The sequence below is a fragment of the Paenibacillus durus genome (assembly GCF_000756615.1).
Taxonomy (GTDB): Bacteria; Bacillota; Bacilli; order Paenibacillales; family Paenibacillaceae; genus Paenibacillus_AQ; species Paenibacillus_AQ durus.
Genome location: NZ_CP009288.1, coordinates 3,305,555 through 3,322,619, shown reverse-complemented (window position 1 = coordinate 3,322,619; position 17,065 = coordinate 3,305,555). Strand labels below are relative to the sequence as shown.

The following is a 17,065-nucleotide window of genomic DNA, read 5'->3' as shown; positions in this document are numbered from 1 at the left end:
TTATCGATACGATTATGGCAGCGATATTGATAACGTCATGGCGCTTGCGCTGGCGATGAAATCCCCGGAGCGCTTATTGAGGAAGGAGATCACTTTCTTACGAAGAGCGCCACGCTGTCGATTTTATTATCGATACTGATGGATCTTCTTGGAAAATAAAATGTCGTTTTTTAGTGAAATGTGTCACATGTCTTTTTAATTGTTTAATATATAATATTTTTATAAATACAATTGGGGGGAATTATGGTGAAACTAGTTAAAGGTTTTTTAGTAGCAGGAATCGCAGCCGCGTTATTGTCCGGTTGTGGGGGAAACAAGGAAGAAGCAGCGGCTCCATCGGCTAGTCCGGCAGCCAGCCCAGCGACAGCAGAGCAAACGGACGCCAAAACTACGGCATCTATCGTGAACGTAGCGGATGCTTTCAACAATGCAGTAAGCGAAAAAGGAACTTGGATCATTGCCATTCTTAATGATTTAACGATTGATAATGAAGTGGTTGTAGCCGGAGAATTCCATGATAAAGGCGCCGCAGACGGTAATATTTACCGGAAAATCGCCCTTTACGCGCAAGATGCGAATCGCAATATCACCGCTAATTACACGCTTACTGCACCGAAAGTTACAGTAAAAAGCGAAAATTTAAGAGTTCAAGGCGGAACGATTAAAGGCGACGTTTATGTTGAAGCCAAAGGATTTAATCTTCATGAAACATCAACTATAGATGGCAACCTTTACTTTGCAAGCGAAGATGTGAAAGCATCCGCCCAAATCGATGGTAAAGTAACAGGGAAAACCGAAGTCCAGTAATCTCATAGCAGTACAACTAATAGAATCGAAAAGTTAAAAACTCTATACCTAGCCTGTAGACAATGCCCGTAACGGGAATTTTGTTTGCAGGTTTTTTCTTATTTCAGAGAGTTTGGAAGGAATGTTTATCCTTGACATGTACCCAAATAATGCTATACTAGTAAAAACATTAAGCATATGAGATTACTCGGAATAAAACCTGCTGCCTTTTTGATCGCTAGAAAATCCCCCATACCATCACAATTCCCCGGGATAATGCAGCGGTAAGACAACCCTCATATGATCCGGACTACTCTCCATGATTTTCGCCAAACCGAATTCCTTATCCGATTTTGCTTGTTATATTACCTGGCAACAGCCAAATAATGGTGTGCGCCTAAGGAGTGAGTTAAACCCACATAAAGCTAGAAGGAGGTTTTAATAGTGTCAATTAATTTAGATCGCTCTCAGGTAATCATCAGGGAAAAAAGACTGAAATCCATCGTAGGGTATCAAGGAACGATCAAGGATTTGGCGGAACAATCCCAATCAGGCTGCCTGAAGAACGCATCCAGAGGATTCAGCCAGGCGACAAATTGCAACTCGGGCTGCGCGCAGGGGTATTTGTCTTCGATAACGGATGCCGCTATCGTCAATCATGGACCCATTGGCTGTGCGGGTGACGTCGCGGGCGCAAACGCGGGGTTTCAATGGGGGCAGAGAATCAGAGACTGGGACCAGAGAAATGTTCGAATCATCAATACCAATATGTCGGAAAAGGCTGTCGTATTCGGTGGAGACCAGATTCTGAAAGAAGGCATCCTGAAAGCCTATGAAAGATTTAAACCGAAAGCGATCTTTGTCACCACATCCTGCGCTTCCGGGATTATCGGAGACGATATCGAAAGCACGATAAAAAAAGCGGAAGCGGAGATTGGCATCCCCGTGGTTCCCGTATTTTGCGAAGGATTCCGGTCACAGATCTGGGCCTCCGGGTTCGATGCGGCATTCCATGCCCTATTGACACGAATTGTCAAGCCTGCTGAGAAGAAGCGTCCCGAATTGGTTAATGTCATCAATTTTGTAGGCAGTGGACGGGCTCTTATTACCGAGATCTTCGGGCGTCTGGGGCTGGTTCCCCAGTTCGGAATACCCTACAGCAACATAGAGGAAATCTCCAGATGGTCGGAAGCCGGGGCTACAATCAGCATTTGCGGCACGCTCGGCGGTTATATGGGGAATGGCCTGGAGCAGAATTTTGGCGTCCCTTATGTAACCGCGCTGCAGCCGCACGGGATTTCGGGCTTTGATGACTGGCTCACAAAGCTTGGAGAGACCGTAGGCAAGGAGAAAGAAGTGGAAGAGTACCTTGCCGAACAAAAGATTCTTGCTGCGCCTGAATTGGAAGAGCTCAAGTTTAAGCTGAAAGGCAAAAAAGTGGTCGTCGGCATGGGGCCGAGCTTCGCGCATAACTATATCCGGTTTCTCGAGGATCTCGGCATGGAAGTGGTATGGGGATTCTCCTGGCATTACGATGCCAAGCATGATCATGGCGGATGCCCATCCTGCACAACCGAGCTTACAAAGAAAGACAAGGATATCCCGGTCAGCGTAAGCGATCAGCAGAATCATGAGGTTATCAATCTGCTGTCCAAGGTCAAGCCGGATATTTTCATCGGAAGACATCCCGGAATGTCCGTCTGGGCTACAAAGATGGGTATTCCCGCCATCATGGTCAGCGATGAATACAGCGCCTTCGGCTACCAGGGAACGATCGAGTTCGGCCACCGCATTATCGATGCGCTGACCAACAATAGTCTTGCCGTGAATCTGTCCAAACGAGTTAATCTTCCCTATACCGAGTGGTGGCTGGAGCAGGACCCGTTTGAATTCCTGGAACAAAAAAATAAAAAAACAGAAAGAGAGAATAAGAAAAATGTCGCTGTGCGTTGAGCAAATCAGACATGTGTGCACACTCGGTGCGTTTGAATCGGTACTGGCCATCAAGAGAGCGGTGCCCATCATTCATGCCGGTCCGGGCTGCGTGGCCAAGCTGTGGACAACACTTGGAAGTCAGAACGGTCATCAGGGTTCGGGCTATGTTGGGGGACATGCGATTCCCTGCACCAATGCCTCGGAAAAAGAAGTGGTGTTTGGCGGTACGGACCGGCTGCGTAAAGTCATCACCAATACCTTTGATGTCATCGACGGCGATCTTTTCGTAGTGCTGACAGGCTGCACATCGGATATCATAGGGGATGACGTTGGAGAGATTACAAGAAAGTTCCAGGCCCAAGGCAAACCGATTGTATATGTGGAAACCGGCGGTTTCAAGGGAAGCAATCTGATCGGTCATGAACTGGTTCTGGATGCCATTATCGACCAGTATTTGCAGCCGCAGCAGGTAGAACCGGGACTGGTCAATATCTGGTCGTCTGTGCCTTATCAGAATACCTTCTGGTCGGGCGACATCGAGCAGCTGAACCTTCTCATTTCTTCGCTCGGGCTGAAACCGAATGTGATCTTCGGACCGGATAGCAGCGTTGACGCTATTAATAACATACCTAAGGCGCAGTTTAATCTAGTGATCTCTCCATGGGTGGGACTCCGGACCGCCGAGCATTTGAAAGATAAATTCGGTACACCGTTTCTGCATTATCCCGCGCTTCCGATCGGTCCGACCGAAACCTCAAATTTCCTGAGAACGGTAGGTGAATTCGCCGGGATTGATCCTTCAGTAGTTGAAAATGTCATTCGTAAGCAAGAGGAGCGATATTTCTACTATTTGGAAAGAGCGGCCGATACTTTGTTGGAAACAAGACTGCTGCCAAGACGCTTCATTACGGTGGCGGACAGCCTGTATGCACTGGGAATCGCCAAATTTTTGACGAATGACATGGGATTAATCCCGGAGAAGCAGTTTATCACCGATGATACACCAACAAATTATCAAAGCGACGTAGCTGCTGAATTTGCAAAATTCACTAACGATATCGCTGCCGAAACGGTATTTTCCAATGACGGCGGTTATGTTGAAGAAGAAATCCGAAGATTAAAAATCAGAAGCCGGCCTATTATTCTGGGCAGTTCCTGGGAGCGGGTGGTTGCAAGAGACTTGAACGCCTATCAGTTATCGGTTGCCGCGCCGATCGGCAATGAGTTGGTATTGAGCAAATCCTACGTTGGATATAATGGAGCATTACAATTGGTTGAAGATATCTATTCCGTCGTTTTGAATGATTTCATGTGAAAATAGGCTCAAAGGTTCGTATAATTGTTCTTAGGAGCGATTTGCGAACCTTTTTTGTTCAGGATCGCAGGCTCTGCGTAAAGGATCTGATCCTACATGAACTTTAGGAAAGTGCTCCAGGAAATTCTGGAATCGGACGCCCTCCTGCTTGGTTCCCCAATCTATTTCGGCAATGTTACCGGAGAAATGCGCAGCTTTCTGGAGCGGCTGCTGTTCCCCAATCTATCCTACAACGTAGGAGAAAGATCCACTTTTGAGGGCAGGTCAACTCAGGCTTTATCTATACCATGAATGTCACAGAAGAACGGGCACATGATATGAATTATGAGGCGGTGTTCCAGGGCAACCGGAATATTCTGCAGATACTGGGCGGGGATTCGGAGATTCTGCTTTCCTATGACACGTACCAATTTACCGATTATTCCAAGTATGAAGCTTCCAGATTCGACGCTGCGCATAAGGCCAGGGTAAGAGAGGAGCAGTTCCCCATCGACCGCAAAAAGGCGTTTGAGCTTGGAGCCCGTTTGGCTGCAGTATGAAGCGATCGTTGATCCATAATGTGATTCAGCATCATTGAATGGTCCAACAACAAAACTCCAATTCCGCTTATAGCGGGATTGGAGTTCGTATAACGCTTCTTTTAAGCGGTAATGGCCCGTTTTCTTCGGCAGGCCCATTTATCTGCATAATAAGTGATTCCGGCAAATACGGCCATAATGCCGAAATAGGTCAGGATGACGCCAATAAAGTTGGGGGACTGACGGCCGCCTTCATGCTCTCCCCGGGAAAATCCTCCCATAGCTCGTCGCTCGAAGCCGTTCTCTTGGTCCATGCCCGTCCCGTCGAATGGCGCCGGTTCGTTATTGAAGGTTCTTTCGTCAAAATCATACCGCTCTATCCCGCTTTCTTCCGCCGCCGCAGTCAAGATGCCGAATACGTTCCCAACCATCTGAAGCCTCGAAATGTAGTGAGTGGAGTACACTTGGTACACGCCGAACAGCAATACGAACACCGCGGCACAGGTCATCAGAATTCGCGCACGGGCTTTTGACATCTTCAGATGCAGCAGCCTTTGCGTTACTTTCATCACCCAATGCCAGTGCAGGCCGATATGTACTCCGATCAGAGCAAGTGTGAGATAGGCGATGCTCATATGGGAAACACTGAACCAGCGCTCATTCCCCAATTGGAAGCCCTGCAGAACCACTCTAGAAATGACCAGCCCGCTGAAAATAACAAAGATCATGGATAAAAGCAGCAGCACATTTAATCCGTAGCTCAGGCGCGTTTTATGAGGGAGATTCTTGTCGAACAGGCGCAGGGTGATTTTTTTGACAAAATTAAGGTTTAATCCGATGTGGGTCAGAATAGCAATGCCGATGGCGATTCCGGCAATTTCGTGGAAGGCCAGTCCTCCAAACACCCTGGTATTGAACAGCAGAGCAAATGTAACGCCCATCGCTGCATCAAGGGCAAGCTTCACATACGGTTTTTTCTTGTTCACGCGTTCATCTCCAATCTTCTTGTTCGGTTCTGTGAACCCATTATCCGCCTGGAAGCTTAAACCTGTCTGAAGTTTGGCTGAATGACCACTGAAAGTTGTCCGGAGCACTAAAGTGGAGCCTGGAGTTATTCGTCCCTGACGCCGCTCAAGCCGCCTTGAAACATAAAAAGCTCCTGCAGCTATATGCTGCGGGAGCTGGGTATGACCGTGAATTTTACTATTGCGGTTATTTGTGGAGTACGTCCCCGTACTTGGGGTAACGCTCGAATCTTCCCTTGGCAAAGGGGCATAAAGGAATAATCTTAATCCCGTTTTCCCTCGCATACACCACCATGTGTGGGAATGTCGGATTTCAAACATACTTGATATGAATATACTCTGGCCATGGGTGGAGGAAACAGGCCGCTGATGACTTGGACCAAAGTGGTCCCGAATGCTTAATCGTATAAGCGCCTCCGAATTTCATTCCCCGCTATTATCCCGATCGTAATTCTCTCTGGCCTGTTCAACCAGCGAATAATTTTCTTTCGTCCACTGATTCAGTGTCCTCATGGGCTCAAGTAAAGATTCTCCCAGCCCAGTAAGTGAGTATTCGACGATTGGTGGGACGGACGGCGTAATAACACGCTTCACCAATCCGTTCCGTTCCAGCTGCCGCAGGGTCTGGGTCAGCATTTTTTTGGATATGCCTTCGATTCGTCTTCTTATCTCGCCGTAACGAATAACTCCATCTTCCATTGCATAGACGACCAATGCTGTCCATTTGTTGGAAACAATCTCAAGTACTTTGCTGTACCCGCAAATAGATAAAGATATATCGGGCTGTATAGTTTTATGTGAATATGAAGAATTCATCTGACGTCCTCCTGTGCACCTTTAGGTTCCCTGGACACTATAAAGTGCCTCCTTACTAAAGTGTAGTATATGTATTAATGTATGTCTATACCATACAAAAAAGGAGCGAGCTCTCATGAAAGTATACGAAATTCAAGGCGCATTTGGAATTGATCAGTTGAAGGAAGTCGAACGTCCGATACCGGTTCCGGGTCCTGGCGAAGTTTGCATCAAAATGCGGGCGGTTTCCCTTAACTCCAGAGATTTGGGCGTGATTGACGGATTTTATAATCCTGATTTGAAAGCCCCTTTAATTCCGGTATCTGACGGTGTGGGCGAAGTGGCGGCATTGGGCGAGGGAGCGACGAGGTTCAAGCTCGGTGACCGGGTGAGCGGTATTTTTACTCAAAGTTGGATTTCCGGAGAGGCTACCCGAGACAATTGGGTGAGTGCGCTGGGAAGTCCGCTGGATGGGCTGCTTGCGGAATATGCCGTACTTCCCGAGAAAGGACTCGTTCGCGTGCCCGATCATTTGACGGATGAAGAGGCGGCGGCGCTTCCTTGCGCAGGGGTGACGGCATGGCATGCTATCGTAGAAGAAGGCAAAGTCAAAGCCGGTGATACCGTTGTCGTGCAAGGCACAGGAGGCGTCTCCCTGTTCGCGCTTCAATTCGCCAAGCTTCACGGTGCAACGGTGATCATAACATCCAGCAGCGATGAGAAGCTTAAGCGGGCAAAGGAACTCGGGGCGGACTTCGGGATCAATTACAAACAAACGCCCGAATGGGATCAGATCGTTCTGGAACTAACGGATGGACGCGGTGCCGATCATATCGTCGATCTGGGCGGATCGGCTACACTGAACAAGTCAATCTCGGCGCTGCGAGTGGGTGGACAGATCAGCATGGTAGGCGGTCTTTCGGGCTACCAAGTGGATGGTTTTGCGATTATCCCCGCCATTTTAAGAAGAGCTCGCCTGCAGGCCATTAACGTCGGAAGCCGCGACATGTTCGAATCGATGAACCTAGCAATCCGGCAAAACGGGCTTCGTCCGGTTATTGACCGTGTATTTCCATTCGAACGCACTGTCGAAGCACTGCAATACTTGGCGGAAGGGTCGTATTTTGGAAAGATTTGCATTAAATTCTAACTTGGGGAGCTTTAAGACCGAGAGATCGGGAATCCATGAGGGTTCCCGGTTCTCTAATTCGGAGCAGCTAACAACGCAGGAGTATTTCATGAGAAGATTTTTTCTTTTACGGTGCCGAGGGCCATTTTTTCCAGCATGCTATTTCTTTGATTTAGTGAGAAAGATTCCACCTCGCCAAACGTGCTTCCTTTTCCCAAAATACCTACGGTAAACTGTTTCCCTTCCGCATTGATGATATAGAGGCGCAAGGCTCCTTCTTTTACAAAATAAAGGCTGCTCCTGGCGATTTCGGGGGATTGGATTATCGTGTGTTTGCGTATTCTGGCGTGATGCGTCCCTTGGTCGATGACCAGCATATCCTCGGCATCCACCTGGACAAAAGCCGCGTAACCGGTACAGACTAACTAGGAGGGACAAGTAATAAAGCGCTGCATTTCACGTAAAGTGCACCCCTTGGGATGGACATTAGAACAACCTTCAGGTCAAACTAATGAAAATTTTAAGCGGGTGCATTTTACGTCGAAATTTTTATAAAAATTTCATTTAAAATTTGATAAAATCAGAACATGACTTCAGCCATATCGAAAAAAGCCGCAAAGAGAGAGGAAAAGGATATGAACCGTTTAATTATCGATACAGATATCGGCAGCGATATTGATGACGCCATGGCTCTTGCGCTGGCGATGAAATCCCCGGAGCTTGTTCTCGAAGGTGTCACGACTGTGTACGGAAATGCCGATTTACGCGCCCGGATGGTCACCAAAATGCTTCAGCATGGCGGCCGGGAAGACGTACGCGTATACGCCGGTCTGGATCGGCCGCTGCTCGGCAACCGTGAAATATGGATGGCCGGCCACGAAGGGAAAGGGCTTATTGAGGAAGGAGAATCGCTTCCTTACGAAGAGCGCCACGCTGTCGATTTCATCATCGATACGATTATGGCGAATCCGGGCGAAATTACGCTGGTGCCGATCGGACCGCTGACGAATATCGCCGCCTGCCTGATCCGCGAGCCGCGGATCGCCCATAACGTCAAAGAAATTATTCTGATGGGCGGCGTTACCCGACTTGGCCGCAATGCTGCCGAATTACCTGTGACCGAGCATAATATTGTCAGCGACCCGGAAGCGGCATCTGTCGTATTCGGCAGCGGCGCGCCTATTGTAATGGTGGGACTGGATGTCACAAAGCAGGTCATTATTACCGATGAACATCGCAAACGGCTGCAGGAGACGAATGATCCGCTGAATGCCGCGCTGGCTCGGCAGATGGATTTCTGGTTCGATTTTATCAAGGAGAAGAAGACGTTTATGCATGACCCGCTTACCGTCTCGCTTCTCATCGACCGGTCGCTTGTCCAAACCGAAAAAATGAAAGTGACCGTCGAATACGATCACCGTGCAAAGACAGGGCAGACTGTCGCTGTCCGCGCAGAGGATGGCAATGTGGAGGTCTGCCTTGAAGTGGATAGCGGGCGGTTTCTGGCGATCCTGATGAACCGTTTGACTACATCCACGGCTCCATGATCTGGTTGAGAGCATTGTCCTAAAAAGGGGAAGAGCCCAGCACCGCAACGGCTGCGGATGCCAACATAAAAGGAAGCCGTAAGGCGATGCCCGTAACGGTGATAAAACCTGCCGATATTGCCATTGGCATGGCCGGGGCCACACCGAATATTCCAGCAAGCCCTGTTCCGACAGCGGTAATCAGGGCTCCCCGGTTTAAGCTTCCGTCTGAAATATCCACATCAACCGCCAGGGTAAAGGCTTGTAAACTTGCCGCAAGGCTGGAAAGCAGGATGATCGAGGTAAGGACACACCGTCCGTTATTGAGCCGCCTCAGCTCTGCGTACCGTCTTATGATTGCATACACTGACCGGCCGTTCGGAATGCCCTTGATCGTCAGTACACCAGGATTGAGATTGGAAAGCCAGGAACATACCGGCCCAGCGATTTTCTTCTTCAAAATGAATGAGGATTCCGCCGTCCTGCCAAATGCCATCGTCCCCCACAAAATCCCGATGGTTGCCTTGGTTCATGTGTATATTGTGCATTCCCCGTCGATTATTATAGGGTTCGCCAAATACGTAGATGACCGCTCTCTTTGAAATGGCTTCTTTAATATAGTTGTCAACCTTTTCGTTGAGATCGTTGTCGGGGCCGCTTACTCTGTAGGGAAGCTCGGTCATCTTACCCGGGTCAAACAATCCCCCTCTGATATAGTCCAGAGCAATTTGTCGATCGGTTGAAGTAATTTCATTAAACCCTTCGGGAAGGCCGGGTAAATGTGTGATTTGATCCGCATGAAAATCCTCACTGACCAAATATAATAATTCGGATGGGGCTTTCTTCGACTTGACATTAATCTGTATTTCGTACTCCTTATTGTTGGCTTCCACCGTGGCACGGTAATGAGGGGTAGTGTCATTTGAATTTTCTGGAACTGGCTCCCCTCTCGATACTTTTCCCTTTAACACACCATAAGGCTGTAGAGGCATAATATAATCACTCCTGTAGTTTTGTTGTTCTAATCTATTGTTGTAATTATTTGAGGGGATTAGTCTGGAATAATTTGGTAGGAAGAACAGAGCGATCGTAGTTTGCTCGAAAAGTAAATCAACTAGGGGGAGATCGAGTTGTTGCATCCGGTTAGTCTTATTATACCGTTTTTGATTTTACTGCCAAATCTTATGTTTTTTAGATTCCAGCCAAGGAATGGACCTAACCAAGCAGAAGAAAAAGGGAGTCCAATTCTCTCGGCGGCAGAAGGGGTTGGACGGCTCGGGGTATTCATAATTCCTATTTTCTCATCTGTACATATTGAACATTCATATGAGGTCATTTCACTGATCGGAATGATAATATCTCTATTACTTTATTACATAGGATGGATACGATATTTTGGGCGGGGTAGGGAATATAGCCTATTGTTCGCTCCAATGATTGGGATTCCGGTACCTCTAGCGGTTAGCCCGGTCCTCTATTTTCTTTTTGGCTCGGTCGTGCTGCATTCCGTTTATTTATTGATCTGCGGTGTGATTCTTGCCATTGGACATATACCGAATAGTTTAATCTCATATAAAAAGGACGTATGATGCATACGCCAAGTTGTGCTAGATTCCTTCTGGGGGCAAGCCGATCAGAATAATCAGTATATTGGTTCTTTTTTACTAAAGATTTCTGATTCTTATCCGATACATATAGTATATGCTACCAGGGATTGTCAGCTCGGAGATTATATTCAAACAATGTGTCTAAGACGAAAGGCGGTAATGACAGATGGCAGAATCAACAAACCAACTGGGACGGCATCATATGTGGGTTGATCCCAAAGCAAAGGTGTTTCACATTGACCTCTTTGGTTTTTACGGGGTGGATGAGGCAGAGAAATTTTTTGTAGACTACGAGAAGAATGCGGCTTCTTTAAACAAGGATGAATACAGCATCGTAATCGACTGCCAAGGCCTTTCGACCTTCAAGCCCGATTTACTGCCATACTTGCGTGATGCGTATCAAGCGTATGCGGAGTTCAAATCGGTGAGCTTCATTAATCCACAAAATCCTGTGGGGCAAATGCAGCTTAAGCGGGTTGCACGGGAAACGAACATGCGGGACAAGTTCCAGTTCGTGGATGACCCTGGAAAGCTTCAGCTATAATAAACCAGGCAGCACGTCGCGCTATTGTATCAGCCGGAGTACTGCCTTTTGTGATGCCGAATTTTGAAAAAGGGGATGAAAAATAATGAGTGCAAATGTAAAAATTTGCGGGGTAGCGATCTACCATCCGGAAAATAAAGTTGGCAACGAGTACTTTGTGAAGCATTTTGAACGGCAAGGGAAGGATATTACGGGGCTTCTGGAGGTAACCGGACGGGAGACCCGTTATCTGTCTAATGATCCCCATGAAAACCCACTAACGATGGGAATTGAAGCGGCCCAAAAAGTACTATACCAAACGGGTATTGATAGCGCTGAGCTAGACATGATCGTATTTTCATCAGGAACACCCGAGTATGTACAGCCGACCAACGCTGTGAAAGTGCATCATGCACTCGGCGGCAAGAACTCCGCTATCGTTTATGATATCAACTCCAACTGTGTGGGAATGGTCGTCGCGCTGGAACAGATCAGCCGCAATATGCTGTCGAATCCAAATGTCAAATATGCCATGATTGTCGGAGCGGAGCAATTGAATAAATACTCCAGGACAAATGAAGAAGTTCCATACTCCAATTTTGGAGATGCCGCTGCCGCACTTATCCTTGAACGAGTGGAGGATAGCGATTGCGGATTTATCGATTCTTCATTCTATACGGATTCTTCGCTGCATGATACGATTGTTCTGCCTGCCAAGGGATTCTCCAATATATACAGGGAGGACTTGGAGGAGAGCGACAAGCGAATCGAATGGCTGCCGTTCGATACGGATGAAGCTTTCTTGAGTGCGAAGAACGCCATCGAAAGACTGCTCAAGGAGAACGGACTGACCAAGTCGGATGTCAAAAAATACTTCCTGTCTCAATTTGCCAAGAAAAATATCGATATCATTTGCGATCAGCTTAACGAGGACCCTGAGAAATTCAAGTTTATTGGGGATGAGTTTGGCTACACAGGGACAAGCAGCCCGTTTATCGCCTTTGCCAAATCGATTGAAGAGGGCGAAATCAAACGCGGCGATGTCATCGTCTTCTGGTCGGTAGGAGCGGGAATTACTTCTTGCAATGTGATTTATAAATATTAATAGGCCTATGTATTTCAAAAAGCATTCCTCTCGCAGATCTGGGAGGGATGCTTTTTTCGTTCAACCAACCACGCGATAGCATGTGAAAAATGGATTTTTCATCCAGTTTAATCACCCTTTCGAATCGGATTCTCTGTCATATGATACATTATCAAACTGAAAGGAGACACAACATGAGTGATAGAGAATTTGATATAGATGCTCTTGGAGCCGCAATTGCCGCAGCATTACAAGCACAACTGAGCTTTAACAAAAACGAGAATGATAACGAGAACGACAACGACAACGACAATGACAATGACAACGACAATGACAACGACAATGACAACGAGAATAAGGCACGGGCAAAAGCTTTGGCTGCAGCTTTCGCTAAAGCTTATGCAAGTGCAAAATCCAAAGCGGAGGCAGAGCAGGAACTCAAACAGGATTCCGATCAAAAAGCTAAACAAAAATCCGATCAGGATTCCGATCAGGATTCCGATCAAAACATTTATATAGAGGTTAAAAATGGTAACGCACATGTAAAACGCAATAAAAAATGGTAATACATCCAAATAAAAACAAATAATGTTCAGATAAGGGGATAGCACATTGAGAAATTACGAAGATTTTCTTTCGCTGGTCATCGCAGTTGCCTTGCAGCTCCAAAAAAGTATCAATAAGAACGAAAACGAAAACGAAAACGAAAATGAAAATGAAAATGAGAACAAAAATGAGAACAAAAATGAGAACGAAAATAAGAACGAAAACGAAGCTCTTGCAAAGGCAATAAGTGAAGCTTTTGCCAAAGCATTCGCACAAGCTTTTGCTTCTGCCAAAGCAGATCAAGATGCCAAACAGGAATCTGAGCAAAAAGCTGAACAAAAATCGGAGCAGGAGTCGGAACAGGAATCGGAGCAGAAAATTTTTATTCAAGTCAAAAACGGTAACGCTCACGTAGATTACTAATTCTAAGAGATCTTAAGTTCATGTGTTGAGTTGCCGGCCGGACAGTTCATTTTACCACTGAGCTGTCCGGTGTCATTTCATTCTTCTGAGGGTTTTAATGATTCAATGACATCCGTAAAAGTTTTACGGTTCTCGGAAATAATCCCATCGAGTCTGCCTAAAATCTCATCGATATTCATGGCTTTTCTATGCTCTTCATCCATGAAATGATAATAGAATAAGACCATAGCATATGCGATTCCTGTATTATCTACATATACTATGCCGTTCCCACTTTGTTTGACACTTGCATTTCCGTTTTCATTTTTCAGGTCAGCATTGATTTTTCCCAAGAATTTTTCTTGCAGCTGTTTTATTTGCCGCGTGATTATTTTTTCAACGAGAACCGTAATTTCTTTCTCATTCTGGATCACATGATCACTCCTAATTTATAATCCTCTGTTATGACGTCCGCTTCCTCGAATCGAGCCATTACCGTTCTCTCCAGTAATTTTTATGTTTACATCCTCTAGAGTAGATACTTTGGTGTACTTCTTATTTGTCTCCTTCACAATTTTGTTGGCTTTACCCTTGACCTGTTCAATACTGTCTGTTCTCAGGATATCTTTAATTATCAGTGGTTCTTTTTCAACCCTGGGCTCCAGTATGGGATCATGTGATACGGATGCTGCCTCCGGTTCTGGAATTATCACACGAGGATCGCTTGTTTGTACCGATTTTTGATTATGTGCCCATTCGATCCAACTGAGGCTGCTGCCCGGATCGGTCCTTTTAGACCCGCTGTACCTCCAGGCCTGCCGCTTGACTGTCAATTGCGATTGATCTGCCGACTCTGTATTAGAACCACTCTGATGAAGAGGGCCTTTTCTCTTTTGCAAAAAATCTATTGCGGCCGTATCACTGGCTTTTTCCGCTTCGAAAGTGCGTCTCCAGGTGACCGGGCTATCATTAACGACCGGCGCTTCTTGCGGGATGCTTTGGATAAGATGAGACTTCTGGCTATCCGCCAACGTTTTATCGGGATCACTCTTTAAACCAGGTTTGCTGATCACCGTTCCGGGATTCGTCACTGCTTGGTTTTTTTTATTCTCCTTGATAGTCTGTGCAGGCACATTCTGTTTAGGGTCGCTGATCGCTTCACCTGAGGAAAGGTGTATGTTTGTTCCTTGATGCGGGCGCTCAGCCAAGCCAGTGCTGGATTCACGATGCTGAATGCGTAAACTGCTATCCTGCTGGTTCACCGGCATAAGTGGCGGATTGGTTGTCACGTTTGGATTGGTTGACACCTGTGGGATGGTTGTAATTGTATTCTCCTTGATAATCTGTACAGGCATATTCTGTTTAGGGTCGCTGATGTCTTCTCCCGGGAGGTGTATGCTTGTTTCTTGATGCGGGCGCTCAGCCAAGCCAGTGCTGGATTCACTCTGTTGAACACTTAAACTCACGTCCTGCCCGTTCACCATCGTATGTGGCCGGTTGGTTGCAACGTTTGTGTTGACAGCCGCCTGTGGGTTGGTTGTAATCACGAGTGGTTCATTTGTAATTGGGGGATCGCGGGAAACGACTATTTCTTTGATATCTGTTAAAGTTATCTGACGCACTGCGCCTGCTCTTAGAACCCCTTTCTTCCGTTTAGAATGTCTAGAGCGCTTTTTTCGATTTGAGAGCCGTCTTTTTTGTAAATTTCTCACGCTGCGTTTTGATTTGTGCGGAAACTTTACGCGTAATTTTCCGCTTGAATCAAAGAATAATATAATTTTTTTCAGCCGTTTCCGCTGCTTGCTTATCAAGCGTATGTTAATTCTTTTATCGCTGTACACTTTTGTGGTATAACTATTGCCACTTTTCAAGGTCATCCTCCTCAACCAGTGTCTTTGTTATATATGTACGATTATCCTAGACAGAAGGGAAGGGCGGATTGACTATAACATCTTTAGGAAAACGTGAATCGCAGCACCAAAGATGCAGGGAAATTAATATGCGGGTAGAGGGGTTGACAATCCACCTTGTTGTAATTAATATTATTACAACGAAAGGATGATTACATTGAGAATCAGCAGCCGATTTTCCATCGCCGTTCATATGTTATCCCTGATTCATGTTCGGACGGATCTTCTGACTTCGGAGCAGATCGCCGACAGCGTTAACACGAATCCGGTAATTATCCGTCAAATCAGCAGGTTATTGAAAAAATCAGGTCTGCTCGATGTGAAGCGGGGCTCCGGAGGGGCCTTCTTGCTAAGGGATGCCGCCGATATCTCCTTATATGACATCTATAAAGCCGTTGAGGTCGTCGAGGAAGGGGAACTGTTCCATACGCATGACAATCCGAACCCGAGCTGTTGGGTGGGAGCCAATATTAATCAGGTTTTGGAGCTAATTTTATTAAAAGCTCAAACGGCTATGGAACAGATCCTGCAAGAAATCTCTATTAAAGAAATTACGGAGCTTATTGTTCAAAGAAAGAATGCCTCTAATGCTTCTGCGGAAGCATAATTTTTTTAAGTTCGTTGTAATGATTATGATTACAACAAAATCGATTTTGAAAGGGGTGAGGACAATGTAGCAATGGAATTGCAGGTGAAATTTTACCGGGCTGTATATTTTTTATTTTCAAGGAGGAGAATCAAATGACAAAGAACGTCAATGTGGAAAACGAAGTCAAAGAGCTTAAGTGGGAGCCAAATGTCAATACGTATGTTCAATTGATCCCCAATATTGAGTTCTCCAATGTGGAGGGAACTTCATTGAAACTGAATGTGCTGGTGTATCGGGACCCGATGGATGCGCTGTTCGGCAGGGAAGGGAACAAAGAAACGTATCCTTTGATTATTTATTTGCAAGGCTCGGGATGGGGATGGACGGAACAGAATATTTACGCTTTTATCCCTCAACTGGACGATTTTGTAAAACAAGGCTACGTGGTCGCGTCTGTGCAATATAGAGGAAGTGGTGAAGCTTTGTTCCCGGGACAGCTTCAGGATGTGAAGGCGGCGGTGCGTTTCCTGAAAGCCAATGCGTCCAAGTACAATATCAATCCGGAAAAAATAGGCGTATGGGGAGATTCCTCGGGCGGGCACCTATCTCTTTTGCTTGCCTTGACCGAAGGGATCGAAGAATTCACGGGAGACAGGGAGCATCTTGAGGAATCCTCGCGGGTTCAGGCCATTGTGGACTGGTTCGGCCCGACGGATCTTTTGTCCATGAGTCAATATCCGTCCCGGTTTGACCATGATTCACCGCATTCGCCCGAATCGAAGCTGGTCGGCGGGGCCATCCAGGAAAACAAGGATAAAGCTAGAAAAGCGAGTCCAAGTCAATATGTACACCCAGATACGCCTCCGATTTTAATGATGCACGGAGATCAGGACGACGTCGTGCCATACGAACAAAGCCTTGAATTTTTCAAGACGATGAAGCAGGCCGGCAATGATATAACGTTGTATAAAATAACAGGCGGCGGACATTTCGGTTTCACCCAGCCTCACACGCTTGAAGTCGTTAAATCGTTTTTTCAATCCCATCTGAAAGAGTGTTAACCAAGGTTAACCGCCATTTTATGGGAAAAATATTCAAACAAAGAGGGAATCGTATTTGTATAAAATTCGGATTCCCTTTTTGTATAGAAAAAGGAATCAAGTCACCCGCCTCGATTCAATACTCCATAATCCTTCAGCTGGCACTGGGATAGAACTCGCCTGGACTTCAACATCCTCCAATAATTTTTTTAACTCGATTAAGCTAATTACTTCACAATAATATACTTAGGGAAACTATGTGAATAAAATATCACTACTTCCAAAAATGAATTTACTGCATTTATAATATCGAAGTGATCCGATAATTCCATTTC

At 46.2% G+C, this 17,065-nt stretch carries 21 protein-coding genes; 13 read left to right on the top strand and 8 right to left on the bottom strand.

Annotated features, from left to right (window positions below; genetic code table 11):
• Positions 1 to 243: 243 nt before the first annotated feature.
• The 5 genes from PDUR_RS14040 to PDUR_RS29510 all read left to right on the top strand — a co-directional run bounded on the left by PDUR_RS14040 (position 244) and on the right by PDUR_RS29510 (position 4,575).
• Positions 244 to 807, top strand: a complete 564-nt coding sequence (locus PDUR_RS14040) for a polymer-forming cytoskeletal protein (protein ID WP_042206814.1) — start codon at positions 244 to 246, stop codon at positions 805 to 807.
• A gap of 423 nt (positions 808 to 1,230) precedes the next feature.
• Positions 1,231 to 2,739 (top strand): nitrogenase component 1, encoded by a 1,509-nt coding sequence (locus tag PDUR_RS14035; RefSeq protein ID WP_042206813.1) that lies wholly within the window; start codon positions 1,231 to 1,233, stop codon positions 2,737 to 2,739.
• A complete protein-coding gene (locus PDUR_RS14030; protein WP_042206812.1) occupies positions 2,723 to 4,036 on the top strand; it encodes a nitrogenase component 1 in 1,314 nt (437 codons plus the stop codon). The genes PDUR_RS14035 and PDUR_RS14030 overlap by 17 nt, the downstream gene beginning before the upstream one ends.
• Positions 4,037 to 4,132: 96 nt before the next feature.
• The gene (locus PDUR_RS29515; RefSeq protein WP_052410227.1) at positions 4,133 to 4,327 is read left to right on the top strand and encodes an NAD(P)H-dependent oxidoreductase; all 195 of its coding nucleotides are present in this window, start codon (positions 4,133 to 4,135) and stop codon (positions 4,325 to 4,327) included.
• Between the two features lie 26 nt (positions 4,328 to 4,353).
• Positions 4,354 to 4,575, top strand: coding sequence for a hypothetical protein (locus PDUR_RS29510; RefSeq protein WP_218918404.1), 222 nt, complete (start codon positions 4,354 to 4,356; stop codon positions 4,573 to 4,575).
• Positions 4,576 to 4,676: 101 nt separating this feature from the next.
• Here PDUR_RS29510 and PDUR_RS14020 read toward each other — a convergent pair whose 3' ends face one another.
• The 3 genes from PDUR_RS14020 to PDUR_RS14015 form a co-directional block, all read right to left on the bottom strand.
• Positions 4,677 to 5,540, bottom strand: a complete 864-nt coding sequence (locus PDUR_RS14020) for a DUF4405 domain-containing protein (protein ID WP_052410225.1) — start codon at positions 5,538 to 5,540, stop codon at positions 4,677 to 4,679.
• A 226-nt stretch (positions 5,541 to 5,766) separates the two neighbouring features.
• Positions 5,767 to 5,874 (bottom strand): GNAT family N-acetyltransferase, encoded by a 108-nt coding sequence (locus PDUR_RS28160; protein ID WP_156130463.1) that lies wholly within the window; start codon positions 5,872 to 5,874, stop codon positions 5,767 to 5,769.
• Between the two features lie 128 nt (positions 5,875 to 6,002).
• The gene (locus PDUR_RS14015) at positions 6,003 to 6,395 is read right to left on the bottom strand and encodes a winged helix-turn-helix transcriptional regulator (protein ID WP_042206811.1); all 393 of its coding nucleotides are present in this window, start codon (positions 6,393 to 6,395) and stop codon (positions 6,003 to 6,005) included.
• A 115-nt stretch (positions 6,396 to 6,510) separates the two neighbouring features.
• Here PDUR_RS14015 and PDUR_RS14010 point away from each other — a divergent pair, with 115 nt between their 5' ends.
• A complete protein-coding gene (locus PDUR_RS14010; protein WP_042206810.1) occupies positions 6,511 to 7,524 on the top strand; it encodes a zinc-dependent alcohol dehydrogenase family protein in 1,014 nt (337 codons plus the stop codon).
• A gap of 86 nt (positions 7,525 to 7,610) precedes the next feature.
• Here the strand turns inward: PDUR_RS14010 and PDUR_RS14005 are convergent, their stop codons facing one another.
• Positions 7,611 to 7,880, bottom strand: a complete 270-nt coding sequence (locus PDUR_RS14005) for a cyclic nucleotide-binding domain-containing protein (protein WP_052410224.1) — start codon at positions 7,878 to 7,880, stop codon at positions 7,611 to 7,613.
• A 258-nt stretch (positions 7,881 to 8,138) separates the two neighbouring features.
• Here PDUR_RS14005 and PDUR_RS14000 point away from each other — a divergent pair, with 258 nt between their 5' ends.
• Positions 8,139 to 9,050 carry a nucleoside hydrolase gene (locus PDUR_RS14000; RefSeq protein WP_042206809.1) on the top strand — a complete coding sequence of 304 codons (912 nt, stop codon included), beginning with the start codon at positions 8,139 to 8,141 and terminating at the stop codon, positions 9,048 to 9,050.
• Positions 9,051 to 9,069: 19 nt separating this feature from the next.
• On the opposite strand, the gene PDUR_RS29160 is transcribed toward PDUR_RS14000, so the two are convergent.
• Both PDUR_RS29160 and PDUR_RS13990 read right to left on the bottom strand, forming a co-directional pair.
• Positions 9,070 to 9,270, bottom strand: a complete 201-nt coding sequence (locus PDUR_RS29160; RefSeq protein WP_042206808.1) for a solute carrier family 23 protein — start codon at positions 9,268 to 9,270, stop codon at positions 9,070 to 9,072.
• Between the two features lie 79 nt (positions 9,271 to 9,349).
• On the bottom strand, positions 9,350 to 10,021 hold the full coding sequence (locus PDUR_RS13990; protein ID WP_042206807.1) for a YukJ family protein: 672 nt from the start codon (positions 10,019 to 10,021) through the stop codon (positions 9,350 to 9,352).
• 781 nt (positions 10,022 to 10,802) lie between these two features.
• Between PDUR_RS13990 and PDUR_RS13980 the strand changes: the two genes are divergently transcribed.
• From PDUR_RS13980 to PDUR_RS13965, 4 genes are all read left to right on the top strand, one after another.
• Positions 10,803 to 11,180 carry a hypothetical protein gene (locus PDUR_RS13980; RefSeq protein WP_042206805.1) on the top strand — a complete coding sequence of 126 codons (378 nt, stop codon included), beginning with the start codon at positions 10,803 to 10,805 and terminating at the stop codon, positions 11,178 to 11,180.
• Positions 11,181 to 11,265: 85 nt separating this feature from the next.
• Entirely contained in the window at positions 11,266 to 12,264 is a 999-nt protein-coding gene (locus tag PDUR_RS13975) for a ketoacyl-ACP synthase III (protein WP_218918403.1), read from the top strand.
• A gap of 173 nt (positions 12,265 to 12,437) precedes the next feature.
• Entirely contained in the window at positions 12,438 to 12,809 is a 372-nt protein-coding gene (locus tag PDUR_RS13970; RefSeq protein WP_042206803.1) for a hypothetical protein, read from the top strand.
• A gap of 46 nt (positions 12,810 to 12,855) precedes the next feature.
• Complete coding sequence (locus tag PDUR_RS13965) at positions 12,856 to 13,212, top strand: hypothetical protein (RefSeq protein ID WP_042206802.1); 357 nt, start codon at positions 12,856 to 12,858, stop codon at positions 13,210 to 13,212.
• A gap of 77 nt (positions 13,213 to 13,289) precedes the next feature.
• On the opposite strand, the gene PDUR_RS13960 is transcribed toward PDUR_RS13965, so the two are convergent.
• Complete coding sequence (locus PDUR_RS13960; RefSeq protein WP_042206801.1) at positions 13,290 to 13,625, bottom strand: hypothetical protein; 336 nt, start codon at positions 13,623 to 13,625, stop codon at positions 13,290 to 13,292.
• 15 nt (positions 13,626 to 13,640) lie between these two features.
• Complete coding sequence (locus PDUR_RS13955) at positions 13,641 to 15,062, bottom strand: hypothetical protein (protein ID WP_042206800.1); 1,422 nt, start codon at positions 15,060 to 15,062, stop codon at positions 13,641 to 13,643.
• A 196-nt stretch (positions 15,063 to 15,258) separates the two neighbouring features.
• On the opposite strand from PDUR_RS13955, the gene PDUR_RS13950 reads away from it, so the two are divergent.
• On the top strand, positions 15,259 to 15,708 hold the full coding sequence (locus PDUR_RS13950) for an Rrf2 family transcriptional regulator (protein ID WP_042206799.1): 450 nt from the start codon (positions 15,259 to 15,261) through the stop codon (positions 15,706 to 15,708).
• Positions 15,709 to 15,842: 134 nt separating this feature from the next.
• A complete protein-coding gene (locus PDUR_RS13945; RefSeq protein ID WP_233277375.1) occupies positions 15,843 to 16,751 on the top strand; it encodes an alpha/beta hydrolase in 909 nt (302 codons plus the stop codon).
• The last annotated feature ends 314 nt before the right edge of the window (positions 16,752 to 17,065 follow it).